Here is a 23,903-nt window from a genome sequence, read left to right on the forward strand (position 1 = left end):
CGCGCGGCCCGGACAGATCACGGTTGAATGCCGTTCACCCCTTGTGGTCCCGGCCATCACGGGAAAGGGTGTTGACACGGGTGTGACGTCGGTCACGCGCGTTGGACGAGGTCGGACGCCGCACTCGGACGTCAGGGCCGGGCCCGCAGGGCCGGGCCCCAGCCGCACGCGGGCCTCCGCGCGGAGGCCCGTCCGAGGAGGTAGTCATGGCGGACAAGGGAGGCCACCCGGGAGCCCCCGGCAGGGCACCGGAGGCCGGCGGGTGCGACAGGGTGCGCAACGTCGCGCTGGTCGGCCATTCGGGAGCCGGCAAGACCACGCTCGTGGAGGCGCTGCTCGCCGCGACGGGCACGCTGCAGCGGGCGGGCAAGGTCGAGGACGGCACCACGGTCACCGACTTCGACGAGGTCGAGGTGCGCCAGCAGCGCTCGGTGAACCTCGCGCTCGCCCCGCTCGCGCACGGCGACGTCAAGGTCAATCTCATCGACACACCGGGCTACGCCGACTTCGTCGGCGACCTGCGGGCCGGGCTCCGCGCCGCCGACGCGGCGCTGTTCGTCATCTCGGCGGTGGACGGCATCGACGGCCTCACCCGGATGCTGTGGGAGGAGTGCGCGGCGGTGCAGATGCCCCGCGCCGTCGTCATCACCAAGATCGACCAGCAGCGCGGCGACTACGACGACGTGGTCATGACCTGCCAGGACGTGTTCGGCGAGGGCGTCTCGCCGCTGTACTTCCCCGCCGCCGGGGAGGACGGGCTGCGCGGCCTGATCGGGCTGCTGTCGCAGCGCTGCCTCGACTACTCGACGGGCCGGCGCACCGAGTGCGACCCCGCCCCCGAGTACCTGGAGCAGATCGCCGAGCAGCGCGCGTCGCTGATCGAGGGGATCATCCAGGAGAGCGAGGACGAGACCCTCATGGACCGGTACCTGTCCGGTGAGGAGATCGACGTCAAGGCGCTCATCGAGGACCTGGAGACCGCGGTGGCGCGCGGCAGCTTCTACCCCGTCCTCGCGACGTCGGTGCCGCACGGCGACCACCCCGGCCCGGTCGTCGGCATGCTGGAGCTGCTGGAGGTCATCACGCAGGCGTTCCCGTCCCCGCTCGAACACGGCATCCCCCCGGTGACGGCGGTGAGCGGCGGCCCGCCGAAGGAGATCGCCTGCGACCCGGCGGGCCCGCTGGTCGCCGAGGTCGTCAAGACCACGTCCGACCCGTACGTGGGGCGGATCTCGCTGGTCCGGGTGTTCTCCGGGACGCTGCGCCCCGACATGACGGTGCACGTGTCCGGGCACGGCATGCAGGAGCGCGGCCACGAGGACCACGACGTCGACGAGCGGGTCGGCGCGCTGACCTCCCCGCTGGGCAAGACCCAGCGGACCATGTCCTCCTGCGGCGCGGGCGACATCTGCGCGGTGGCGAAGCTGAGCCGCGCCGAGACGGGCGACACCCTGTCCGATCCCGGGACGCCGCTGGTGATGGCGCCCTGGTCGATGCCCGACCCGCTGCTGCCGGTCGCGATCCGGGCGAAGTCCAAGGCCGACGACGACAAGCTCAGCCAGGCGCTCGGCCGGCTCGTCGCCGAGGACCCGACGCTCCGGCTGGAGAACAACGCCGAGACGCGGCAGCTGGTGCTGTGGTGCATGGGCGAGGCGCACGCCGACGTGCTGATCGACCGGCTCAAGACCCGGTACGGCGTCGAGGTCGACCGGGTCGGCCTGCGCGTCCCGCTGCGGGAGACGTTCGGCGGGACGGCCAAGGGCCTCGGCCGGCACGTCAAGCAGAGCGGCGGGCACGGCCAGTACGGCATCTGCCACATCGACGTGGAGCCGCTGCCGTCCGGCGAGGGCTTCGAGTTCGTCGACAAGATCGTCGGCGGGGTGGTGCCGCGGCAGTTCATCCCGTCGGTCGAGAAGGGCGTCCGGCAGCAGATGGGCCGCGGCGTGTCCGCCGGGTACCCGCTGGTCGACATCCGGGTCACCCTGCACGACGGCAAGGCGCACTCGGTCGACTCGTCCGACATGGCGTTCCAGGCCGCCGGGGCGCTCGCGCTCAAGGACGCGGCCGGGCAGGTGCCGATCCTGCTGCTGGAGCCGGTCGACGAGGTCGCCGTGCTGATCGCCGACGACTACGTCGGCCCGATCATGTCCGACCTCACCTCGCGGCGCGGCCGGGTCCTCGGCTCCCAGGCGGTGCCCGGCGGCCGCACCATGATCAAGGCCGAGGTGCCGCAGCTGGAGATCGTCCGGTACGCGATCGACCTGCGGTCGATGTCGCAGGGCACCGGCACGTTCAGCCGCACGTTCCTGCGGTACGAGCCGCTCCCGACGCACCTGGCCGACAAGGTCGCCGCCGAGTCCCGGGACGGCTAGCGGCGCCGCGCCCGGCCGCGCGCCCAGAGCCCCGCCCGCGTCCGCCCGGCGGGGCTCTAGGCTTGCCGGGTGGATCTTCCTGCCCTCCGGCTCGCCCCCCGCGCGCGCCTCTGGCGGTCGCTCGCGGGCGCCGCGGTCGTCGGCGCGCTGTGCTACACCAGCGCGTACGGCGGCAACGACGACTTCCCGCTCGGGCCGATGACGCAGTTCGCGTTCTCGGTGAAGGACGACGGCGGCACGATCAGCTCGTACTGGCTGGAGGCCGACACCGCGGCGGGCGTCCACGTGGCGCTGTCCTTCGACGCCGTCGGGACGGGCATGAAGCGCGCCGAGATCGAGGGGCAGATGCCGCGCATCGTCCGCGACCCGTCGCTGCTGCAGGGCATCGCCGACGGGCAGCGCAGGCTCCATCCGGGTGAGCCCGGCCTCACCCGGATCTACGTCGTGCAGGAGATCAAGAAGTTGAAGCGCGGCAAGGTCGTGTCGACGATGAGGCAGAACCGCGTCGTCTGGGACGTGCGATGACCGCCGCCGCGACGCCGGAGGCGCCGCGTCCCGTCCGGCCCGCCGGGGACGCGCCCGAGCCCGCCCGCACCGCGTGGGGCCGCTGGTGGTTCGGGCCCGTGCCGCGCGCCCGCGTCGCCTGGCTGCGGATCCTCGGCTACGTGTTCCTGCCGTTCGACATGCTGCTGCTGACCGGCAGCTCGCTCGCGCACGCGCGGCTGCCCGCCGACCTGTACCAGCCGGTGCTGCTCGGCCGGCTGCTGCACCTGCCCGCGCCGACGCCGCAGGCCATGTACACGCTGCTGGTGGTGACGGTCGCGGCCGGGCTCGTCGCCGCGACCGGCCGGGTGCTGCCCCGCGCGAGCGGGTACCTCGCCGCGTGCGGGTACCTGTGGTGGGTCACGATCAGCATGTCGTACGGCAAGGTCGACCACGACCACCTGGCGCTCGTCGTGGCGCTGTTCGCGCTGCCGAGCGCCGGGCGCGCCCGCGTCGGCGACGCGCGGCGCTGCGAGGCGTCGGCGTGGTCGGTGCGCTCCATCCAGGTCGGCGTGGTGGCGGCCTACTTCTTCTCCGCGTGGGCGAAGGTCCGCATCGGCGGGTTCCCCGCGTGGCCGAACGGGTCGACCGTCCAGTGGGCGCTGAGCCGGCGCGGGACGCCGCTCGGGCGCGCCCTCATCGGCTATCCGGTGCTGCTGAAGGCCGGCCAGTGGTTCATGTTCACCGCGGAGGCGCTGTCGCCTGCGCTGCTGTTCCTGCGCGGACGGCCGCTGTACGCGCTGGTGCTGTTCTTCGTCGGCTTCCACGCCGTCACCTACGCGCTGATGACGATCCACTTCCTGCCGCACGCCATCTGGCTCGCCGCGTTCCTGCCGCTGGAGCGGCTCACCGGGCTGCTGCCCGAGCGCCTGCGGGGCGGGACGGCGGCGCCGCGGGACGCCGCCGCCTGAGCCGGGTCAGGGCTGCGCGCCGGGACGCCGGTCGGGGGGCAGCATGCACGCCGCCGTACCGCCCGGCATCCGGTGCCGGTTGTTGGCGACCAGCCGGTACACGGCGTGCGCGGCCCAGCTCACCGGCGGGACCCGCATGACGACCCCGGGGACCCGCCACAGGCCGCCCGCGGCGGTCAGCATCCGCCCGATGGCCTCCGCGCCGCCGCTGACCCGCCCGGCTCGGTCGACCCACAGCACCTCGTGCCCCGCCCGCTCCGCCGTGGTGCCGAGCGCGTCCAGGTCGGCGAACTGGAAGGCGACGACCGCGGCCCGGACGGGCACGTGCCGCTCCAGGAACCGTGCCGAGGACGTGCAGAACCCGCAGTCGCCGTCGTAGACCAGCACCGGCCGCTCGGCGCCGCTCATGAGACCGGCCACGCGTCGGCGAGCATCTGCCGGGTGTCGCGCAGAAGCTGGGGCAGCACCCTGGTGTGCCCGACGACCGGCATGAAGTTGGTGTCGCCGCCCCAGCGCGGGACGACGTGCTGGTGCAGGTGCGCCGCGATGCCGGCGCCCGCGACGAGGCCGAGGTTCATGCCGACGTTGAAGCCCTGCGCGCCGCTGCACTTGCGCAGCGCGGTGAGCGAGCGCCGCGTGAAGTCCGCCAGCTCCACGTACTCGGGCTCGTCCAGGTCGGCGTAGTCGGCGACGTGCCGGTACGGGACGACCATCAGGTGGCCGGAGTTGTACGGGTAGAGGTTCAGCACCGTGAACACCGACCCGCCGCGCGCGACGACGAGGCCGTCCTCGTCGGTCATCCCCGGGATCTCGCAGAACGGGCAGCCGTCGTCCGAGCCCGCGCCCGTCGGCTTGCCCTCCCCCTTGATGTAGGCCATCCGGTGCGGGGTCCAGAGCCGCTGGAAGTTGTCGGGCGTGCCCGCGCCGCCTCCCTCCTCCTCGAAGCGGGGCGTGCGCGCGTTCCCGGCGCCCGCCCCGGGCCCGTCCTCGCGCCCCTGGTGCACCACGGACTCCTCCGGCTCTGCGGTCAAGGCGGCGGTCTCCTTTGTTCACGGCCTGACCAGCAGCATAGAGAGAGAAGCGCGCGGGGCTGTAGCCGGGATCCCCTTCCCGGGCGCACCCGGAGGCCCTTCGGGGCGTGACGTTTCCGGGCCACTCCGACACCATGGTCGTCCGACCGAACCATGGGGAGCGATCATGACCGGGCTCGACAAGCGGCGGACCGACGGCGGCGAGCCGGGGCCGGACCCCGGGTCCGCGCCGTACTTCCCCGGGCTGCCCGCGCCGCCGGGAACGGGGCGGAACGGGACGGTGCCGCCGCCGGGCACTCCCCTCCCGGCGCCGCCCGCGCCGCCCGCACCGCCCGCGTCCGGGGTCGGCGGGGCGGTGCCGATGACCATGCACGGCTCCCCCGGCGACGTCACCGTGCGCGTGGAGGGCAGGGTCACGGTCGAGGACGCGGTGCTGGAGAAGATCGCCGCGCTGGCCGCGCTGGAGGTGGCCGGCGTCTCCGGGCCGGCCCCGGCGGGCGCCCGCGTCGCCGCGGACGGCGAGGAGGTCACGGTCGACCTCGCCATCGCGGTCGAGTACGGCTGCGTGATCAGGGACGTCGCCCATCTCGTGCAGGAGAACGTGGCGCGGGTGACGGGCCTGATGCTGGGCACGCGCGTCGCGGCGGTCAACGTCTCCGTGGGGGACGTCCGCATGCCCGCGCCGCCCCAGCCCCGCGGCGGGACGGGTCAGACGCCCCGCGCGTAGCAGCTCTGCATTCCGCCGCCGACCGACACCGTGGTGACCTTGACGCGTTCGACGAGGGGCGGCGAGACGCCCGTGAAGTGGAAGGTGTGCGGCCTGCCCGCGCTCGCGCTCGCCTGCTGCGACGTGGGGGACCGCCCCTGCAGGACGAGCTCCGCCCGGATCAGGCCGCTGGCGGAGACGGTGACCAGCACGTCCACGCCGGTGGCCGTGCCGCGGTAGAACGCCGTGCCGTCCGGGCACTTGGCGACGGAGCCGCCGCCGCCGTTCTGCTCCGGGATCTCCGGGCCGCCGCCCTGGCCGCCGGACCCGCCGCCGTCCTGCCCGCCCGGATACGGCCGGCCGCCGCCGTTCTGCTGCGGCAGCGGGTTGGTGGGCGTCGCCGGGAGCCCCGGGCCCGGGACGCCGGGCTGGCCGGGCCCGGACGCGGACGGGTTCGCCTGCCCCCGCGCCCCGGTCGTCCCCTTGTCCCCGTCGTCCATCAGTGGCATGAGGAGCACGATGACGGCGGCGGTGACGAGCAGCAGGGTGCAGCCGTAGCCGGCGATCCGGCCCCAGAGCCGAGCCCTCCGGCCCCGCCGCGCCGGCCTCCTGGACTTCATCTCCGCTGACTCCCCGTCGTGGCACGTGAGCGACGAGGCTACCAACTCCGGGCGGCGCCCACTCCGCCATCGGCGGACCGGGGCGGGCCCGGCCCGCCCGCCGCGCCCGCCGGCGCGAGGAGCAGCCGGGTCAGCGCGCCGAGGTCGCGGGCGACCTCCGCGCGCTCGTGCAGGGGCGCCACCACATGGCTGATCGTCACCCGCAGCAGCGTCTCCACCAGCACGTCCTTGACGTCCCCGGACACGGCGGGCCAGCTGCCGTCGGCGTAGCGCCGGAACTTGCCGATCACCTCGGCGAGCATCGGCTCGCCGCGCCGGGTGGCGAGGGCCACGAGGTCGTCGTCGCGGTAGCGCCCGGCGCCCAGGATGCTCCGCAGCAGCGTCCGGCGCCCCGCAACGGTCAGGACGAACAGCACGGCGGCCTCCACCGCCGCCGGAAGGTCGTCGAGGTGCGCCTCCATGCGCTCCTGGACGCCGCCCACCAGCACGTCGATCTCGCGCTCGACGAGGGCGCGGCCCAGCCCCACCTTGGAGCCGAACTCGTTGTAGGCGGTCTGCCGGCTGGCCCCCGCCGCGCGGGCGACCTGAGCGAGCCGCAGCGAGTCCCAGTCCCCGCCCTCCACGATGGCGTAGGCGGCGTCGAGGAGCCGCTCGCGCGGAGGGCGCGGTGGACACATTCCGCGATTTCGCCCATCCGGCGCCACGCCGTGCCCCCTGAGGTTGTCACCCGCCGGACAAGAGACCCCGGGGCCGCTTGTCACATAGTGCGTGAGGTGAAGATCATATGTTTCCCCCGGAAGCGCGCGGTGCGGATCGGCCTCCGCCAGCGCCGCGGCCGGCGTCCGGAAGGGACCGTCACATGAACACGATGCCCGCCTCCCGCGCGCGGCGCTCGGTCCCGGCCGCGGTCGCGGCGGTGTCCGCCGCGGTCGCCCTGGGCGTCGCCGCGGGCCCCGCGCCCGCCGCCCGCGCCGACACCGCCTGGACGGTGCGGCCCGCCCCGTTCACCCTCGGCGCCAGCGGCCTGTTCGGGGTGTCGGCGGCCGGCCCGGACGCGATGCTGACCGGCGGCTACCAGTGGTACAGCTACCGGACCTCGATGTTCTGCGGCGAGATCGGCGGCCCCTGCGTGCCGGCCATCCACCAGAACCCCGTCCTGCAGAGCCGGAACGGCGGCGGCTGGTCGTGGATCGGCACTCCCGGCCTGTCCGGGCGCGGGCAGGTCAAGTTCGTCGACGCCGTCACGGCGGCCGACGGGTGGGCCGCCGGCAGCCGCGACGCCGCCGACGGCAAGGGGCTCGGCACGCCCTACCTCGCGAGGTCGGACGGCCAGGGCTGGACGGAGCTCGCCGTCCCGTCCGCGCTCCGGGCGGTGGAGTCGCTCGACGGCGACGCGGCGGGCGCGTGGGTCTCGGGGATCCCGGCGTCGGACGGCGGCGCGTCCGTCCACCGGTGGGCGGACGGCGGCTGGACCCCGCACACGCTGGGCGCGTCGATCCAGGGCGTCCGGCAGCGGACCCCGGGCGACGTGTGGGCCGTGGGCCGCACGCCCGAGGCGGGCGGAGCGCCCGAGCGCGGCTTCGCGGCGCGCTTCGACGGGTCCGCCTGGCACACCGTGACGCCGCCGCAGGCCGCGGGCAAGGAGGGCCGCCTCGTCGCCGTCCTGCCGCTGGCAGCCGACGACGTGTGGGTGACCGGCTACGTCATGGAGGCCGGTGTCCGCGTGGACCGCTCCTACCACTGGGACGGCTCGTCATGGCGGGAGGACGCCCTCCCGGAGGGCGCCGCCTTCGGCGGCGGGCTGCACCACACCTACAGCGCGAGCCTCGACCTCTGGTCCTACCGCCCCGACGGCCTCGTCGAGGACGGCGCGGGCGGGCTCTGGGCCGTCCCGCGGCCCGGCCCGGCGGGCACGGAGCCGCGCATCCTGCACTACACGGGCGGTGCCTGGCGGCTCGAAACGACCGTGCCGGGCGTGCGGGGAGAGGTGCGGGGCATCACGCGCGTCCCGGGCTCCACGGCGGTGTGGGCCGTCGGGCAGAAGGACGGCGACGCACCGCTGGTCATCTCCGCGGAGTGACCGGCGCCGGACCGGGGCCGCGCCCGCGCGGGGCGGGCGCGGCCCCCCGGCTCAGATCTGGACGCGGGCCTCGACGGTCTTGACGATCTCGCCGACCGCCTCGGCGATCGGGACCCCGTTCCGCTGCTCTCCGCTGCGGTACCGGAACGACACGGCGTCCTTGGCCACGTCGTCGTCGCCCGCGAGCAGCATGTACGGGACCTTCTGCTTCTGCGCGTTGCGGATCTTCTTCTGCATCCGGTCGGAGGAGGTGTCGACCTCCACGCGGATGCCGCGCTCGCGCAGCTTCGCCGCGATCTTGTCCAGGTGCGGGACGTGCGCGTCGCCGATCGGGATGCCGACCGCCTGGACGGGCGCCAGCCACGGCGGCATCGCGCCCGCGTAGTGCTCCAGCAGCACGCCGAAGAACCGCTCGATCGACCCGAACAGCGCCCGGTGCAGCATCATGGGCCGCTGCCGGGTGCCGTCCGCCGCCTGGTACTCCAGGCCGAACCGCTCGGGCTGGTTCGGGTCGACCTGGATGGTGGACAGCTGCCAGGTGCGGCCGATCGCGTCCTTGGCCTGCACGGAGATCTTCGGGCCGTAGAACGCGGCGCCGCCCGGGTCGGGGACGAGGCCGAGCCCGGTCGACTCGGCGGCGTCGCGGAGCGCCGCGGTGGCCTTCTCCCACATCTCGTTCGAGCCGATGAACTTGTCGGACTCGTCGCGGGTGGACAGCTCCAGGTAGAACTCGTTCAGTCCGTAGTCGCGCAGGAGCCCGAGGACGAAGTCGAGGAGCCGCTTGATCTCCTCGCCCATCTGCTCCTCGGTGCAGTAGATGTGCGCGTCGTCCTGGGTCATGCCGCGGACGCGGGTGAGGCCGTGCACGACCCCCGACTTCTCGAACCGGTACACCGACCCGAACTCGAACAGCCGCAGCGGCAGCTCCCGGTAGGACCGGCCGCGCGCCCGGTAGATCAGGTTGTGCATCGGGCAGTTCATCGGCTTGAGGTAGTAGTCGCCGCCGTCGACCTCCATCGGCGGGAACATGTCGTCCTTGTACCAGCCGAGGTGCCCGGAGGTCTCGAACAGGTGCCCCTTGGTGATGTGGGGGGTGTTGACGAACTCGTAGCCCTCCTCCTCGTGCCGGCGGCGGGAGTAGTCCTCCATGACCTTGCGGACGGCGCCGCCCTTCGGGTGGAAGACGGCGAGGCCGCTGCCGATCTCGTTCGGGAAGGAGAACAGGTCGAGCTCGGCGCCGAGCCGGCGGTGGTCGCGCTTCTCGGCCTCCTCCAGGAACCGCAGGTACTCGTCCTGCTTCTCGCGGGACTCCCACGCGGTGCCGTAGATGCGCTGGAGCTGCGGGTTCTTCTCGCTGCCCCGCCAGTAGGCGCCGCCGGACCGCATCAGCTTGAACGCGGGGATGACGCGGGTGGACGGCAGGTGCGGGCCGCGGCACAGGTCCTTCCAGCGCAGCTCGCCGGACTTGGCGTCGAGGTTGTCGTAGATGGTCAGCTCGCCGCCGCCCACCTCGACGTCCGCGCCGTCCGCGGCGTCCTCGACCGGGCCGGAGCCCTTCAGGCCGATCAGCTCCAGCTTGTACGGCTCGGCGGCCAGCTCGGCGCGCGCGTCGTCGTCGGACACGGGCCGCCGGGAGAACCGCTGGCCCTGCTTGACGATCTCGCGCATCCGCTTCTCGACGCGCTTGAGGTCGTCGGGGGTGAAGGGCTCGGCGACGTCGAAGTCGTAGTAGAAGCCGTTCTCCACCGGCGGCCCGATACCGAGCCTGGCCTCGGGGAACAGCTCCTGGACGGCCTGCGCCATCACGTGCGCGGCGGAGTGCCGCATGATCGACCGGCCGTCGGCGGAGCCGATCTCGACCGGCTCGACGGCGTCGCCGTCGCGCAGCTCCCCGGCGAGGTCGCGCAGCTCGCCGTTGACCCGGGCGGCGATCACGGTGCGGCCGTCGGCGTCCAGGGCCTCGCCCGCGGTGGTGCCCACCGGTACCGCCCGCTCGCCGCCGTCGAGGGTGATGCGCAGTTCGGACACGGTGGACACGGGTACTCCTCGTGATTGCGGTCTGGGATCAGCGGGTTCCGATGCTATCGACTCGGGGTCTCCCCCGGACGCATCCGGTTCCATCGGGTCTCCTCTCGTGGCGGAGGTCCCCGTCGCGGTCCCCGGAACGCGGAAGGGCCCCGGGGATTCGCTCCCGGGGCCCTTGCGCGTGCAATGTCAGGACATGCCGCCGCAGCGCCGGGAGTGGCCCGGCGTCGTCGTCTCGACGTGAACGTGCGGCATGCGTCCACTGTAGCCGACGGGCGCGGCCGCGCGCCGGGCCGTGCGCGCGGTCACGCGCGGGACCCCGGCGAGGCGAGCCGGTCCATGTCCTCCAGCTCGCGTCCCTTCGTCTCGGGGACGGCGCGGAGCACGAACAGGAGCGCGAGGACGGAGAACAGCGTGTAGAGGCCGTAGGCGAGGCCGAGCGAGAAGCCCGAGATGCCGGGGAAGGTGGTCGTGATGACCCAGTTCGCGATCCACTGCGCGGCCGCGGCGACGGCGAGCGCGGAGGCCCGGATGAAGTTGTTGAACATCTCGCCGAGCATCACCCACACGACCGGTCCCCAGGTCGCGGCGAACGAGGCGACGAAGGCGTTGGCGGCGACGAGCGCGACCGGGCCGGCGACGACGCCGAGGCGCGGGTCGCCGTCCACCACGGGCGCGGTGGCGAAGCAGACGGTGAGCGTGCCGAGGGAGACCGCCATGCCTGCGGCGCCGCCGAGCAGCAGCGGCCGCCGCCCGACCCGGTCCACCAGCGCGATCGCGACCAGCGTGAACGCGACGTTCACCAGCGAGTTGATCACCGAGGTGAGCATCGCGTCGTCCTCGGAGAACCCGACCGCCTGCCACAGCGAGGACGAGTAGTAGAAGATCACGTTGATGCCGACGAACTGCTGGAAGACCGACAGCAGGATGCCGACCCACACGATGGGCAGCAGGCCGAGCCGGTGCCCGCGCAGGTCCGTCAGGCGGACGGGCCGGTCCTCGGCGATCGACCGGGCGATCTCCGAGATCTTGGCGTCGACGTCGCCGTGCCCCATGACCCGCCGGAGCACCTCGCGGGCGCGGGCGGTCTGGTGCTTCTTGACCAGGTAGCGGGGCGACTCGGGGATGGTCGTGGCGATCAGGCCGTACATGACGGCGGGCACGACGGCGCTGGCGAACATCCACCGCCACGCGTCCCCGCCCAGGGGGAACGTCCCGGTGGCCCCGCCGTCGGACACGCGGGCGATGACGTAGTCGACGACGAGGGCCGCGAAGATGCCGAGGACGATCGCCATCTGCTGGAGCGAGCCGAGCCGGCCGCGCAGCTCGGCGGGCGCGATCTCGGCGATGTAGGCGGGCGCGATCACCGAGGCGGCGCCGATGGCGAGCCCGCCGACCAGCCGCCAGGCGGTCAGGTCGACCGCGCTGAAGGCCAGCGCCGAGCCGACCGCGCTGATCACGAACAGCGCCGACGCGACGAGCATCACCCGGACGCGGCCCATCCGGTCGCCGAGCGGCCCGGCGAACCAGGCGCCGACCGCGCAGCCGAGCAGCGCGGCGGACACCACGAAGCCGACCGCGAAGCCGCTCAGCTCGAACTCGTCCTGGATCGCGTCGACGGTTCCGTTGATCACTGACGAGTCGTAGCCGAACAGGAAGCCGCCGAGGGCGGCGGCCCCGGCGAGCAGCACGGCGGTGGCCGTCGCGTGCGAGGGCCCCTCCGGCGCCCGGTCGTCCGGTGGTCGCGGCTGGCTGCCCGAGGTCGTCATGGGCCCTGACTTCCCCGTGCGCAGGGCCTTATGCGGCGTCCGGCCCCGACGCGCGGGCCCGGCGGCGGCTCAGTCGCGGACGGCGACTCCGAGGACGTGCGGCGAGGCGGGGTTGCCCCGGCCCGGCTCGGGGAAGTCGAACCGCCGCTCGGCCCGCACCGTGAAGCCCGCGCCGGCGATCCAGTCGGACGTCGGCCGCGAGACGTGGCAGCCCGCGGCGAAGAGCGGCCACAGCACGTCGGCGTACCGCTGGAGGCGCACCTTGCCCGGCGTCCCGCCCCGGACGTGCTCGTAGTAGCGCAGCTCGCCCCCCGGTTTGAGGACGCGCCTCAGCTCGGCCAGGGCGCGGACCGGATCGCGCACCGAGCACAGCACGAGCGAGGCCACCGCGACGTCGAACGAGGCGTCGTCCTCGTCGAGGTCCTCGGCGACGCCGGGCCGCACCGTGACCGGGACGGGCGCCCGGCCGGCGGAGTGGTCGGCCTTCGCGCGCAGCCGCGGCTCGGGCTCGACGGCGACCACCTCGGCGACGTCCGGCGGGTAGTGCGCGAAGTTGGCCCCGTGTCCGGCGCCCACCTCCAGCACGCGGCCGGACGCCCCGGCGAGCAGCTCGGCGCGGTGGGCGTCCCCGCCCGCCTTGGCGCAGCCCGCGTCCAGCCGGGGATAGAGCCGGGCGAAGATCGGATGGCTCAGGTCGGTCATTCCCGCAGTCTCCGCCGCCGCGCCGGTGACCGCAAGATCGCGGTCCGGCGCGGCGGGCCGCGCCCACGGCGCCGGGCGGCGCTGGTCGCGCTGCTCAGAGGTGATACTGGAGGGGCGGGTCGGATCTCCCTCCCCCGGGTCAGGCCGTCCCGCCGTCCCTGGTCCTAGGCTCCGAGTCAAATGAACGAACCAGACCGCTTCGCCTCCGCGGGCCGCACGCGCCTGCTCGCCGGGGTCCGCTCCGCCCTCCTGCTCGGCAGGGACGGCCCGCCCGTCACCCTGCTGCCGGGGCGGCTGGCGCTGCGCCTGCCGATCCTGGCCCTGCTCGCCGCGCTGACCATCGGCTTCACCGCGGGGTCCATCGCCATCGCGATCCAGCAGTACCACGTCAAGACCGGGCTGGCCTGGCCGCTCGGCGTGCTGCAGGCGACGCCGCTGATCTTCGCGGCCCGGTGGCCGCTCGTCGCCTGGCGGGTCGCGGCGTTCGGCCTGCTGCTCACGGTCGTCATCCGGCACGGGACGGGCTTCATGCCGTGGCCGGTCACGGCGATCCTGGCCCTGGTCGTCATCCTGTTCTTCACCGGCGTCGGCTCCGACCGGCAGACCACCGTCGGCGTGGGCGCGGTGACGATCGCCGGGGTGCTGGTGCCCGCCGTGCTGTTCGGGATGCCCGGCTGGTTCGGCATGATCCTCGCGGGGATCGCCGTGGTCGCGCTGACGTTCGGCGACGCGGTCGGCGGCCGGCACTCCGCGGTGGAGGAGCTGCGCCGGCGCGAGGAGCAGCACCGGCAGGACCTGGCGCGGCAGGCCGTGCTGGAGGAGCGCGCCCGCATCGCCCGCGAGCTGCACGACGTCGTCGCGCACCACATGTCGGTGATCGCGATGCAGGCGGAGGCGGCCCCCTACAAGATCCCCGACCTGCCGGACGCCGCGCGGCAGACGTTCGGGGTGGTGCGCGACGCCGCCCGCGAGGCGCTCACCGAGACGCGCCGGGTCGTCGGGCTGCTGCGCGCCGACGGCGAGGGCCCCGAGCGGGCCCCGCAGCCGGGCCTGGACCGGCTGGACGACCTGGTCGCCGCCGCCCGCCGCTCCGGGCTGTCGGTCGCGAGCGTCGTGGTCGGCATGCCGCGTCCGCTGAACGCGGGAGTGGACCTGTCGGCGTACCGGATCGTGCAGGAGTCGCTGAGCAACGCGGCCCGGTACGCGCCGGGCTCCCGGGTCGACGTCGAGGTGCGGTACGGGCCGAAGGCGCTGGCGGTGTCGGTCGCCGACGACGGGGCCCGCAGCACGGCGGAGGAGTCGCAGGGCGGCGGGCACGGCCTGGTCGGGATGCGCGAGCGCGTCACGATGCTGGGCGGCCGCCTCGACGCCGGCCCGCGCGCCGACGCGGGCTGGTCGGTCGTCGCCGAGTTGCCCTACGGGGACGCGGACTGATCTTCGCGGCCGTAGGGTTGGGCCCGTGACGATTCGGGTGCTGATCGCCGACGACCAGGTGATGATCCGCGACGGGCTCGCGGCGCTGCTGTCCTCCGACCCCGGGATCGAGGTGGTGGGGCAGGCGGGCAACGGCCTGGAGGCCGTGGAGATGGGCCGCCGGCTCGACCCGGACGTGATCGTGATGGACATCCGGATGCCGGAGATGGACGGCCTCGCCGCCACCGCCGAGCTGGTGGGCGACCCCGATCCGGGCGCCGACCCGGCGCTGGCGCGGCCGAAGGTGCTCGTCCTCACCACGTTCGACCTGGACGAGTACGTCTACGAGGCGCTCGGCGCGGGCGCCAGCGGGTTCCTGCTGAAGGACGCCTCGGCGGCCGACCTGGTGAACGGCGTGCGGATCGTCGCGGCGGGCGACGCGCTGCTCGCGCCGTCCATCACCCGGCGGCTGATCGGCGACTTCGCGCGGCGGCGCCGGCACCAGCGGCCGAGCCCGCAGGCGACCGCGGGGCTGACGCCGCGCGAGCTGGACGTGCTGCGGCTCATCGCGCGCGGCCTGTCCAACGCCGAGATCGCCGCCGAGCTGGTGCTGGCCGAGCAGACGATCAAGACGCACGTCGGGCACGTGCTGACCAAGCTGGCGCTGCGCGACCGCACCCAGGCCGTCGTGTACGCCTACGAGAACGGCCTCGTGGGATAGCGGGCGGGGCGTCCGGCTAGCGCGAGGGGTCCAGGACGAGCTTGCCGGTGGTGCGGCGGGCCCGCAGGTCCTCGTGCGCCTGCCTGACCTCGGAGAGGCCGTACTCGCCGCCGCCGATCACCCGCAGCCGGCCGTCGGCGGCGAGGCCGAACAGCTCGTCCAGCGCGGCGCGCATGACGTCGCCGGGGAGCTGGAAGACGTGCGCCAGCCACATGCCGGAGATCGTGGTGGAGTGCGCCATCAGGGTGGCGGGGCGGACGGGCGACGGCTCCTTCCGCGAGGCCATCCCGTAGAACGCGAGCCGGCCGAACGGGGCGAGGGCGCGCAGGCTCTGGTCGGTGACGGCGCCGCCCGTCATCTCCAGGACGGTGTCGACGCGCTTGCCGCCGTTGGCCTCGATCAGCGCGTCCTTGAGCTCGGGCTCGTTCGCGTCGATCGCGGCGTCGGCGCCGAGGTCGAGGGCGAGGTCGCGCTTCTCCTTGGACGAGGCGGTGGCGATGACCCGCCCGGCGCCCCACGCCTTGGCGAGCTGGACGGCGAGGGTGCCGACCCCGCCGGCGGCGGCGTGCACGACGACGGACTCGCCCGGCGCCAGGTGGACGCTGCGGCGCAGCAGCACCCACGCGGACGCGCCCTGCACGATCATGCCGAGGGCGGTGACGTCGTCGATGGCGTCGGGGACGTTCCAGGCCAGCGCCTCGGGTGCGACGGCCTTCTCGGCGTAGCCGCCGGTGCCGACGAGCGCGACGACGCGGCGGCCGTCCGCGGTGGTGCCGACGACCTCGCCGCCCGGCACCATCGGCAGCGTGGACGCCGACAGGTAGCTGTTCTCCGCCTGGTGGGTGTCGGCGTAGTTGACGCCGGCCCGGGAGACGTCGACGAGCAGGTGCCCGGGCCCGGCGGTCGGGTCGGGCAGCTCGGTGACGGTCAGGACCTCGGGCCCGCCGAACTCGGTGATCTGGATCGCGCGCATGTCTCTCCTGTCGGTCTCGGGCGGCGGGCTCAGCGGGGGCCGGGAACGCCGCGGAACTTGAACGGCTCGGACGGGCGGCCCGGCACGACGTACCACGCCTCGCCCGCGCCGCCGGAGTCCAGGATCCGGATGAACGCCTCGACGACGTCGTCCACGTTCAGGATCGGGAAGCCGGTCTCCTGGAGATGCCCCTTCAGCGGGGTGAGGATGTCGGTGTCGGCGAAGGACGGGCAGAGGGCGTTCACGCGGACGCCCTCCCCGGCGTAGGTGGGGCCCAGGGCGCGGACGAGGCCGACGACGGCCGCCTTGTTGGCGCCGTAGACCGGGTCGAACGGCGTCGCGGTGAGGGCCGCCATGCTCGCGGTCGCGACGATGTCGCCGCCGCCGCGGGCGCGGAGGGCGGGCAGCGCGGCGCGCGCGCCGAACACGACGCCGTCGAGGTTGATGCCCATGGCGCGCCGGTAGGCGGCGAGGTTGAAGTCGTCGCCCACGCCCCCGCCGCCGGCGACGCCGGCGTTGAGGAACGCGACGTCGAGCCCGCCGAAGCGCTCGACGGCCGTCGCGACGGCGGCCTCGCTGTCGGCGGGCTCGCGCACGTCGCAGCGGACGAACGCGCCGTCCAGCTCATCGGCGAGCGCGTCCCCCGCTTCCGCGTCGACGTCGGCGAGGACGACGCGGGCGCCCTCGCGGGCGAGCCGGCGCGCCACGGCGGCCCCGATGCCGTTGGATCCGCCCGTGATCAGCGCGACCTTGCCGGTGCCGTCGAAGGCTGCCATGGGGACTCCCTCCCGAAGTAACTGACTCGTCAGTTACTCTAGCGGAATGGACTTCGGTTTGAGCGGGCGGGCCCGGGAGCACCTCGGCCGCCTCCAGGAATTCATGGACTCCCACGTCTACCCGGCGGAGCCGGTCTACGCCGCCCAGCGGGCGGAGCTTCGCGCGGAAGGGCGCGAGCACACCGTCCCCCAGATCGTCGAGGACCTCAAGGTCGAGGCCCGCGAGCGCGGCCTGTGGAACCTGTTCCTCCCCGGCAGCGAGGACCCGGCGCACGGCCTCTCCGTCACCGACTACGCGTCCCTCGCCGAGGTGACGGGACGCTCCCCCAGCCTCGCGCCCGAGGCCACCAACTGCGCCGCGCCCGACACCGGCAACATGGAGGTCCTGCACCTGTTCGGCACGCCCGAGCAGAAGGAGAAGTGGCTGAAGCCGCTGCTGGACGGCGAGATCCGCAGCGCGTTCGCCATGACGGAGCCGGCGGTCGCCAGCTCCGACGCCACCAACATCTCCACCCGCATCGAGCGGGACGGCGACCACTACGTCATCAACGGCCGCAAGTGGTGGACGAGCGGCGCCGCCGACCCCCGCTGCAAGATCATGATCCTGATGGGCAAGACCGACCCGGACGGGCACCCGTACCAGCAGCAGTCGATGGTGCTGGTGCCGTTCGACGCGCCCGGCGTCGAGGTCGTCCGGGCGCTGCCCGTGTTCGGCTACCAGGACCAGCACGGCCACTGCGAGATCACCTTCACCGACGTCCGCGTCCCGGTGGAGAACCTCGTCGGCGAGGAGGGCGGCGGCTTCGCGATCGCGCAGGCCCGCCTCGGCCCCGGCCGCATCCACCACTGCATGCGCGCGATCGGGATGGCCGAGCGGGCGCTGGAGCTGATGTGCGAGCGCGCGGTGTCCCGCGTGGCGTTCGGCGGGCCGCTCGCCAGGCAGGGCGTGGTCCGCCAGCAGATCGCCGAGTCGCGGATGGCGATCGAGCAGGCCCGCCTGCTCTGCCTGAAGACGGCCTGGCTGATCGACGAGCAGGGCGTCCAGGCGGCCAGGTCCGAGGTCGCGGCCATCAAGGTGATCGCGCCGCGGGTCGCGCTGGAGGTCGTCGACAGGGCGATCCAGGTGCACGGCGGCGCCGGGGTCAGCGACGACACCCCGCTCGCCGCGATGTGGGCGGGCCTGCGGACCCTGCGCCTCGCGGACGGCCCGGACGAGGTGCACGTCCGCTCCGTGGCCCGCGCCGAGCTGGGCAAGTACGTCGGCACATGACCGGCGACACGGGGGAGGCGGGCGTACGGCGGCGGATGCCGTACGCCCGGCGGCGCGAGCAGCTGCTCCAGGTGGCGCTCGCCGAGTTCGGCCGCCGCGGCTACGACCTGACCCAGATGGAGCACGTGGCGGTCGCGGCGCAGGTGTCCAAGGCGCTGCTGTACCAGCACTTCACCTCCAAGGACGAGCTGTTCACCGAGGTCACCGAGACGATCGTCGGCGAGCTCACCGGCCGGCTGAACGAGGCCGTGCTCGCCGCGCACGGCTCGGCGGACGGCATCCGGGCGATGATCCGCGTCCTGTTCGACTACGCCACCGCGGAGCCGGACGCGTGGGCGCTGGTCGTCCGGCACCTCGACAAGCCCGAGCTGGGGCTGGAGCTGCGGGAGCTGCGCGACCGGCTCGGCACCGCGTTCGCGGACCTGCTGCTGCGCCGCCGCCGCGCCGACCCCGCGCTGTCCCGGGCCGCGCTGGAGGTCAACGAGCGCCGCGCCCGGCTGCTCGTCCCGCTCATGTACGGGTCGATGCTGTCGATGGTGTCGTGGTGGCTCGAGCACCCCGACACGCCGCGCGAGCGCGCCGAGCAGATGGCGGTCGAGTTCATCTGGCTGGGCCTCGACCGGCTCCGCGCGGGCGAGCGCCTGCCCAAGGAGTAGCGGCCCGGGGGCGCGTCGCGGCGTGCGGGCATGCGAAAGGCCGGGGACGACGAGCGTCCCCGGCCGTTCGTGGGTCAGATCAGTGCCTTAGAGCGGGTAGACGCCCTCGGCCTGCGGGCCCTTCTGGCCCTGCGTGATCTCGAACCCGACGCGCTGGTTCTCGTCCAGGCTGCGGTACCCGTTGGTGGTGATCGCCGAGTAGTGGACGAACACGTCCGGGCCGCCGCCGTCGGGGGCGATGAACCCGAAGCCCTTTTCGGCGTTGAACCACTTCACGGTGCCTTCGGCCATGCTTATGTTCCTTCTGGGTGTACCCTCACCGACCCGCCGGGCGGCGGACCGGGCTGCAAGCGGACTCATCCCACGTCCGCCGGTCACCCGGAGAAAACGCTTCGAGACTGCTCGACGCCGACCGGGTCGGCGCCATCGTGCAACGCCTCCGAACCTACCCGATACCGACCCCGTTTATGCAACGACACACCTAAACAAGATCCGCCATTGCCTCGGCCGCGCGGTGGCAGTCGTGGAACGTGCAGTACAGCGGGACGGGCGCGAGCCGGACGACGTCGGGTTCGCGGGCGTCGGCGAGCACGCCGTGCCGCTCGGCGAGCCGGCGGACGAGCCCGCCCGCGTCCGCGACCCGCAGCGACAGCTGGGTCCCGCGCGCCGCCGGGTCGGCCGGGGTGATCGTCTCCGCGCGCCGGAGCGGGGCGAGCCGGGCGGCGAGGTAGCCGGTGAGGCGCTCGCTCCTGGCGCGCAGCGCGTCCATCCCGACCCGGTCGAAGATCTCCAGGGAGGCCAGCACGGGCGCGAGCGCCATGATCGGCGGGTTGGAGAGCTGCCAGGCGTCGGCGGACGCGGGCGGCGCGACGACCGGGTCCATCCGGAACCGGACGGACGGCTCGGTCCCCCACCAGCCCGACAGCTTCGGCACCGAGGCGTCCCGCACGTGCCGCTCGTGCACGAAGCAGCCCGCGACCGCGCCGGGCCCGGAGTTCAGGTACTTGTAGGTGCACCAGGCGGCGAAGTCGACGTCCCAGTCGTGCAGCCGCAGCGGGACGTTCCCGGCGGCGTGCGCGAGGTCCCAGCCGACGACGGCCCCGGCGGCGCGGCCCGCCCTGGTGATCGCGGGCATGTCCATGAGCTGGCCGGTCAGGTAGTTGACGCCGCCGAGCATGACCAGCGCGACGGTGCCGCCCTCCCGTTCCAGGAACGCGAGGACGTCCTCGGTGCGCAGGTTGTCCTCGCCGGGGCGGGGCTTCAGCCGCACGACCGTCACCGCGGGGTCCAGCCCGTGGTGGACGGCCTGGCTGGCGACCGCGTAGGAGTCGGACGGGAACGCCGCGTCCTCGATGACGATGCGGGTGCGCGCCCCGGCGGGCCGGTAGAAGCTCGCCATCATCAGGTGCAGGTTGACGGTGAGCGAGTTCATCGCGACGACCTCGTGCGGCAGCGCGCCGACGAGCCGGGCGGCCGGCTCGCGGAGCAGCGCGTGGTAGTCCACCCACGGGCGGCGGGCCCGCGTGTGCCCCTCCACGGCGAGCCGCGCCCAGTCGTCCAGTTCCTCGCGCAGCCGTCCCGCGACGCTCCGCGGCTGGAGGCCGAGGGAGTTGCCGGCGAAGTAGGCGGCCTCCGCGTGCGTCCCGCCGGGCGCGGGCGGGACGAGGAACTCGCCGCGCAGCGCGGGCAGCGGGTCGCTCGCGTCGAGCCGCCGCGCCTCCGCTTCCTGGTTCGCCGGGTCTTCGGGGCTCACGGGGTCATTCCTTCGGTGGTCACCAGTTCGTGCGCGGGGGCGAAGAACGCCTCCGCGTTGCCGCCGAGCAGCCGGGCGCGGCCGGCGTCGTCCAGCCCGGGGCACGCCCGGATCGTCGAGCCCGGCTCGCGCTCGCCCAGCGGGAAGGGGTAGTCGGTGCCGAGCATCACGCGCTCGGGGCCCATCACGTCCACGAGCAGCCGGAGGGCGCGCGGGTCGAACACGGCGGAGTCGACGTGGAACCGGTCGACGTACTCCGACGGCGGCCGCGGCGAGTCGGCGCGGACGATGTCGCGCCTGCGCCAGGCGTTGTCGGCCCTGCCGAGCAGGAACGCGAAGCTGCCGCCGCCGTGGCAGAAGCACAGCCGCAGCGACGCGGGGATGCGCTCGAACGCGCCGGACAGCATCAGCCCGAGGATGCTCAGCTGCGTCTCGGCGGGCATCCCGGCCAGCCACGGCAGCATGTGGCCGCGCATCCGGTCGGCGCCGAGCATGTCCCACGGGTGCGCCAGCACGGGCAGGCCGAGCCGGGCGCAGTGCGCGAGGAACGCGGTGATGCCCTCGTCGTCGAGGTTGCGGTCGCCGACGTGGTTGCCGATGTGGACGCCGCGGTGCCCGGCCGCGGCCGCCCGCGTCGCGACCTCGCAGGCGAGGGACGGGTCCTGGAGCGGGACCTGGCAGAGCGGGAGCAGCCGGTCCGGGGCGTCCGCGCAGAGCCGCAGGATCCGGTCGTTCACCAGGTCGCACCAGTCGGCGGCGCGGGACGGCTCGGCGGCGTACCCGAACATCAGCGGGGTGGAGGAGACGGCCTGGACGTCCACGCCCGCCGCGTCCATGTCGGCGACGCGGCGCGCGGGGTCCCAGAGCGCCTCGCCGACCGGCCGGTACTCCTCGTCGCCGCACATCATCATCCCGGCGCCGCCGCCGTCGACGCGCAGCCACGGCTGCCCGTCGTCGGCGAGCACGCGGCCCTCGGCCCTGCCGATGCGCGGGAAGACATGGGCGTGGACGTCGATGACAGTCACGGAACCTCCGTCAGACCCGGGGCGCGGTGGCCGGGGTCATGGTCTGCGGCCACGTCTTGCCGGGGTGGACGGCCCCGCACTCGGAGCATTTCCGGTCGCCGCCGTAGAAGCGCTCGAACACGGGCGGCAGGTCGTCCACGATCGAGCGGACCTGGAGCTCGGCGCGGTGGACGAGGTGGTGGCACTCGGTGCAGTACCACTCGAACGCCTCCGTCAGCCCCTCCGGCCGCGGGATCTCCACGACGAGGCCGATGGAGCCGGCCTCGGGCCGCTGCGGCGAGTGCCGGACGTGCGGCGGCAGCAGGAAGATGTCGCCCTCGTTGATCTGGACGTCGACCGGCGGGCGGCCCTCCTCCTCCATGACGCGCAGCACCATGTTGCCCTTGAGCTGGTAGAAGAACTCCTCCGTGGGGTCGTCGTGGAAGTCGGTGCGCTGGTTGGGCCCGCCGACGACCATGATGATCAGCCCGGCGCCGTCGAACACCTGGACGTTGCCGACCGGCGGTTTCAGCAGGTCGCGGTGCTCGTCGATCCAGGCCTCGAAGTCGAACGGCCGTCCGTGCGACAGCTGCGGAAGGGTCATGCCCGGGCCTCCTTGCCGTTGGGGGGGATGTGGGCGACGCACGAGATCTCGATGAGCAGGTGCGGGTGCGGGAGCTGGTGGACGGCGACGGTCGTCCGGGCCGGGCCGGTCTCGTCGAAGTACTCGCCGTAGACCTCGTTGTAGCCGCCGAAGTCGTTCATGCTCACCAGGTACGCGGTGACGTTGACGACGTCCCGGAGGTCTCCTCCGGCGGCGGCCAGGAGGTCGCGGACGTTCTCGATGACGGCGCGGGTCTGCGCCCGGATGTCGAGGTCGGTGACGCCCATAGGGTCGGCGCTCGCCCCGGCGAACGTCCCGTCGGGGCGGCGCGAGCTCGTCCCGGACACGAACACGAGGTCGCCCGCGCGCTTGACGTGCGGGAACCGTCCCCGCGGCTCGGCCTTCCCGTCGACGAGGAACGCGTCGCCGGTCACGTCGTCACCTCCACGGCGCCGAGCCCGGCGCCGGTGACGCGGACGTGCGCGCCCTTCGGCAGCGGGACGGCCGCCGTGGCCGCGCCCGCGAGGACGATCCAGCCGGGTTCGAGCTTCAGCCCGGCGCCGAGCGCGAGCCGCGCCGCCGCCCGCAGCGACCGCGCCGGGTCGCCGAGGATCGCGGCGGACGACCCCGCCTGCACCGGGCGGCCGTCGATCTCCATCAGCAGCCCGACGTTCGACAGGTCGCGCGGCGGGTGCCAGGCCCCGTACCCGAACCGCGCCGCCGACGCGTTGTCGGCGATCACGTCGGGGAGGGTGAAGCCGAAGTCCCGGTAGCGGGAGTCGAGCACCTCGAACCCGACCGCGACGCCCGCCACGGCCGACTCGACCTCGACGGGCGAGCGGACCTCCCGCCCGATCAGGTAGGCGATCTCGGGTTCGACGCGCGGGTGGATGAGGCGGGACACGTCCACGGACGACTCGGCGAGCATCCCGTCGGTGAGCAGGCCCCAGATGACGTCGTCCACGCCCATCTGCACCATCTTGGCGCGGCTGGTGAAGCCCATCTTCACCCCGGCGAGGCGCTCGCCCCGGCGGCGGCGCCGCTCGATCCCGACGCGCTGCACCGCGTAGGCGGCGGGCACGTCGAACGGCGTCCGCTCGGTCAGCTTCGGGACGGCCCGGACGTCCCGGGCGGCCTCGTCCAGCGTCGCGGCCAGCGCGTGCACGTCGACCATCAGCCTTCCTCCCTGCCCGTGTCGTCACGGCCGAAGGCGACGCGCACGTCGCCGAGCCCGTCGATGCGGGCCTCGAACACGTCGCCGGGCGCGGCCGGGACGACCGGGCCGAGCGCGCCGGTCAGCACCGTGTCGCCGGCGCGCAGCGGGCGGCCGACGCGGACCAGCGTGTCGGCCAGCCACAGCGCCGCGTTCAGCGGGTGGCCGAGGCAGGCCGCGCCGTTGCCGGTGGAGACCTGCTCGCCGCGCCGCTCCATCACCATCCCGCACAGGCGCAGATCGACGTCCTTCAGCGGGACGGGGCGGTTGCCGAGCGCGTACATGCCGGACGAGGCGTTGTCGGCGACGGTGTCGGCGAGCGTGATGTCCCAGTCGCGGACGCGGCTGCCGACGACCTCGATGGCGGGCAGCGCGAACGCGGTCGCGCGGATGACGTCGGCGGCGGTGTGGCGCTCGTGGGTGAGGTCGTGCTCCAGCACGAGCGCGACCTCCGCCTCGGCGCGCGGCTGCAGCACGGCGCCCGCGGGGATCTCCTCCCCGTCCGGGACGGCCATGTCGGCGAACAGCATCCCGAAGTCGGGGCTGTCCACGCCGATCTGCCGCTGGACGGCCCTGGAGGTCAGCCCGATCTTGCGTCCGGCGAGGCGGCGGCCCTCGGCCAGCCAGCGCCCGGTCAGCCGGTCCTGGACGGCGTAGGCGTCCGCCGCGGTCGTGATCAGGTCGCGGACGGGCGCGCACGGCGTGCCGCCGGCGTAGGCGCCGAGCAGCCGCTCCGCGGCGGCGTCGATGTTCGTGGTCAC

At 74.1% G+C, this 23,903-nt stretch carries 25 protein-coding genes; 9 read left to right on the forward strand and 16 right to left on the reverse strand.

Going from position 1 to position 23,903, the window contains the following annotated elements; genetic code table 11:
- Positions 1-206: 206 nt before the first annotated feature.
- From ACA511_RS39445 to ACA511_RS39455, 3 genes are all read left to right on the forward strand, one after another.
- A complete protein-coding gene (locus tag ACA511_RS39445) occupies positions 207-2,372 on the forward strand; it encodes an elongation factor G-like protein EF-G2 (protein WP_375029862.1) in 2,166 nt (721 codons plus the stop codon).
- Between the two features lie 69 nt (positions 2,373-2,441).
- Positions 2,442-2,897 (forward strand): hypothetical protein, encoded by a 456-nt coding sequence (locus tag ACA511_RS39450; protein ID WP_375029863.1) that lies wholly within the window; start codon positions 2,442-2,444, stop codon positions 2,895-2,897.
- Positions 2,894-3,826: a hypothetical protein gene (locus tag ACA511_RS39455; RefSeq protein ID WP_375029864.1), complete on the forward strand. Its 933-nt coding sequence runs from the start codon at positions 2,894-2,896 to the stop codon at positions 3,824-3,826. The genes ACA511_RS39450 and ACA511_RS39455 overlap by 4 nt, the downstream gene beginning before the upstream one ends.
- A 6-nt stretch (positions 3,827-3,832) precedes the next feature.
- On the opposite strand, the gene ACA511_RS39460 is transcribed toward ACA511_RS39455, so the two are convergent.
- Positions 3,833-4,246, reverse strand: a complete 414-nt coding sequence (locus ACA511_RS39460) for a thiol-disulfide oxidoreductase DCC family protein (RefSeq protein ID WP_375029865.1) — start codon at positions 4,244-4,246, stop codon at positions 3,833-3,835.
- Positions 4,231-4,857 carry an HIT domain-containing protein gene (locus ACA511_RS39465; protein WP_375029866.1) on the reverse strand — a complete coding sequence of 209 codons (627 nt, stop codon included), beginning with the start codon at positions 4,855-4,857 and terminating at the stop codon, positions 4,231-4,233. The genes ACA511_RS39460 and ACA511_RS39465 overlap by 16 nt, the downstream gene beginning before the upstream one ends.
- Before the next feature lie 166 nt (positions 4,858-5,023).
- Here ACA511_RS39465 and ACA511_RS39470 point away from each other — a divergent pair, with 166 nt between their 5' ends.
- Positions 5,024-5,584: an Asp23/Gls24 family envelope stress response protein gene (locus ACA511_RS39470; protein WP_375029867.1), complete on the forward strand. Its 561-nt coding sequence runs from the start codon at positions 5,024-5,026 to the stop codon at positions 5,582-5,584.
- Here the strand turns inward: ACA511_RS39470 and ACA511_RS39475 are convergent.
- Together ACA511_RS39475 and ACA511_RS39480 are read right to left on the reverse strand one after the other, a co-directional pair.
- A complete protein-coding gene (locus ACA511_RS39475; RefSeq protein ID WP_375029868.1) occupies positions 5,566-6,183 on the reverse strand; it encodes a hypothetical protein in 618 nt (205 codons plus the stop codon). The genes ACA511_RS39470 and ACA511_RS39475 overlap by 19 nt on opposite strands.
- A 38-nt stretch (positions 6,184-6,221) precedes the next feature.
- Positions 6,222-6,860, reverse strand: coding sequence for a TetR family transcriptional regulator (locus tag ACA511_RS39480; RefSeq protein WP_375029869.1), 639 nt, complete (start codon positions 6,858-6,860; stop codon positions 6,222-6,224).
- A gap of 182 nt (positions 6,861-7,042) precedes the next feature.
- Here ACA511_RS39480 and ACA511_RS39485 point away from each other — a divergent pair, with 182 nt between their 5' ends.
- Entirely contained in the window at positions 7,043-8,263 is a 1,221-nt protein-coding gene (locus ACA511_RS39485) for a hypothetical protein (RefSeq protein ID WP_375029870.1), read from the forward strand.
- A gap of 51 nt (positions 8,264-8,314) precedes the next feature.
- Here ACA511_RS39485 and thrS read toward each other — a convergent pair whose 3' ends face one another.
- The 3 genes from thrS to ACA511_RS39500 all read right to left on the reverse strand — a co-directional run bounded on the left by thrS (position 8,315) and on the right by ACA511_RS39500 (position 12,759).
- On the reverse strand, positions 8,315-10,300 hold the full coding sequence (gene thrS / locus ACA511_RS39490) for a threonine--tRNA ligase (RefSeq protein ID WP_375029871.1): 1,986 nt from the start codon (positions 10,298-10,300) through the stop codon (positions 8,315-8,317).
- Positions 10,301-10,593: 293 nt separating this feature from the next.
- Positions 10,594-12,057, reverse strand: a complete 1,464-nt coding sequence (locus ACA511_RS39495; RefSeq protein WP_375029872.1) for a sugar porter family MFS transporter — start codon at positions 12,055-12,057, stop codon at positions 10,594-10,596.
- 69 nt (positions 12,058-12,126) lie between these two features.
- Positions 12,127-12,759 (reverse strand): class I SAM-dependent methyltransferase, encoded by a 633-nt coding sequence (locus tag ACA511_RS39500; RefSeq protein WP_375029873.1) that lies wholly within the window; start codon positions 12,757-12,759, stop codon positions 12,127-12,129.
- Between the two features lie 180 nt (positions 12,760-12,939).
- Here ACA511_RS39500 and ACA511_RS39505 point away from each other — a divergent pair, with 180 nt between their 5' ends.
- Both ACA511_RS39505 and ACA511_RS39510 read left to right on the forward strand, forming a co-directional pair.
- A complete protein-coding gene (locus tag ACA511_RS39505) occupies positions 12,940-14,193 on the forward strand; it encodes a sensor histidine kinase (protein ID WP_375029874.1) in 1,254 nt (417 codons plus the stop codon).
- Between the two features lie 25 nt (positions 14,194-14,218).
- A complete protein-coding gene (locus ACA511_RS39510) occupies positions 14,219-14,893 on the forward strand; it encodes a response regulator (protein WP_375029875.1) in 675 nt (224 codons plus the stop codon).
- Between the two features lie 16 nt (positions 14,894-14,909).
- Here ACA511_RS39510 and ACA511_RS39515 read toward each other — a convergent pair whose 3' ends face one another.
- On the reverse strand, positions 14,910-15,866 hold the full coding sequence (locus tag ACA511_RS39515; protein WP_375029876.1) for a zinc-binding alcohol dehydrogenase family protein: 957 nt from the start codon (positions 15,864-15,866) through the stop codon (positions 14,910-14,912).
- A gap of 29 nt (positions 15,867-15,895) precedes the next feature.
- Positions 15,896-16,642: an SDR family NAD(P)-dependent oxidoreductase gene (locus tag ACA511_RS39520; RefSeq protein ID WP_375029877.1), complete on the reverse strand. Its 747-nt coding sequence runs from the start codon at positions 16,640-16,642 to the stop codon at positions 15,896-15,898.
- Positions 16,643-16,688: 46 nt separating this feature from the next.
- On the opposite strand from ACA511_RS39520, the gene ACA511_RS39525 reads away from it, so the two are divergent.
- Both ACA511_RS39525 and ACA511_RS39530 read left to right on the forward strand, forming a co-directional pair.
- A complete protein-coding gene (locus tag ACA511_RS39525; protein WP_375029878.1) occupies positions 16,689-17,912 on the forward strand; it encodes an acyl-CoA dehydrogenase family protein in 1,224 nt (407 codons plus the stop codon).
- Positions 17,909-18,568, forward strand: a complete 660-nt coding sequence (locus ACA511_RS39530; protein WP_375029879.1) for a TetR/AcrR family transcriptional regulator — start codon at positions 17,909-17,911, stop codon at positions 18,566-18,568. The genes ACA511_RS39525 and ACA511_RS39530 overlap by 4 nt, the downstream gene beginning before the upstream one ends.
- A gap of 87 nt (positions 18,569-18,655) precedes the next feature.
- On the opposite strand, the gene ACA511_RS39535 is transcribed toward ACA511_RS39530, so the two are convergent.
- The 7 genes from ACA511_RS39535 to ACA511_RS39565 all read right to left on the reverse strand — a co-directional run bounded on the left by ACA511_RS39535 (position 18,656) and on the right by ACA511_RS39565 (position 23,903).
- On the reverse strand, positions 18,656-18,859 hold the full coding sequence (locus ACA511_RS39535) for a cold-shock protein (RefSeq protein WP_067639228.1): 204 nt from the start codon (positions 18,857-18,859) through the stop codon (positions 18,656-18,658).
- A gap of 190 nt (positions 18,860-19,049) precedes the next feature.
- Positions 19,050-20,321 (reverse strand): kynureninase, encoded by a 1,272-nt coding sequence (gene kynU, locus ACA511_RS39540; protein WP_375029880.1) that lies wholly within the window; start codon positions 20,319-20,321, stop codon positions 19,050-19,052.
- Complete coding sequence (locus ACA511_RS39545; RefSeq protein WP_375029881.1) at positions 20,318-21,346, reverse strand: amidohydrolase family protein; 1,029 nt, start codon at positions 21,344-21,346, stop codon at positions 20,318-20,320. The genes kynU and ACA511_RS39545 overlap by 4 nt, the downstream gene beginning before the upstream one ends.
- A 10-nt stretch (positions 21,347-21,356) precedes the next feature.
- Positions 21,357-21,929 carry a 3-hydroxyanthranilate 3,4-dioxygenase gene (locus ACA511_RS39550; protein WP_375029882.1) on the reverse strand — a complete coding sequence of 191 codons (573 nt, stop codon included), beginning with the start codon at positions 21,927-21,929 and terminating at the stop codon, positions 21,357-21,359.
- Positions 21,926-22,363: a RidA family protein gene (locus tag ACA511_RS39555; RefSeq protein ID WP_375029883.1), complete on the reverse strand. Its 438-nt coding sequence runs from the start codon at positions 22,361-22,363 to the stop codon at positions 21,926-21,928. Before ACA511_RS39555 ends, ACA511_RS39550 begins: the two co-directional genes overlap by 4 nt.
- Positions 22,360-23,103 carry a 2-keto-4-pentenoate hydratase gene (locus ACA511_RS39560; protein WP_375029884.1) on the reverse strand — a complete coding sequence of 248 codons (744 nt, stop codon included), beginning with the start codon at positions 23,101-23,103 and terminating at the stop codon, positions 22,360-22,362. Before ACA511_RS39560 ends, ACA511_RS39555 begins: the two co-directional genes overlap by 4 nt.
- Complete coding sequence (locus tag ACA511_RS39565; protein ID WP_375029885.1) at positions 23,103-23,903, reverse strand: 2-keto-4-pentenoate hydratase; 801 nt, start codon at positions 23,901-23,903, stop codon at positions 23,103-23,105. The genes ACA511_RS39560 and ACA511_RS39565 overlap by 1 nt, the downstream gene beginning before the upstream one ends.

This window comes from Actinomadura sp. GTD37, from assembly GCF_041951365.1.
Lineage (GTDB): Bacteria > Actinomycetota > Actinomycetes > Streptosporangiales > Streptosporangiaceae > Spirillospora.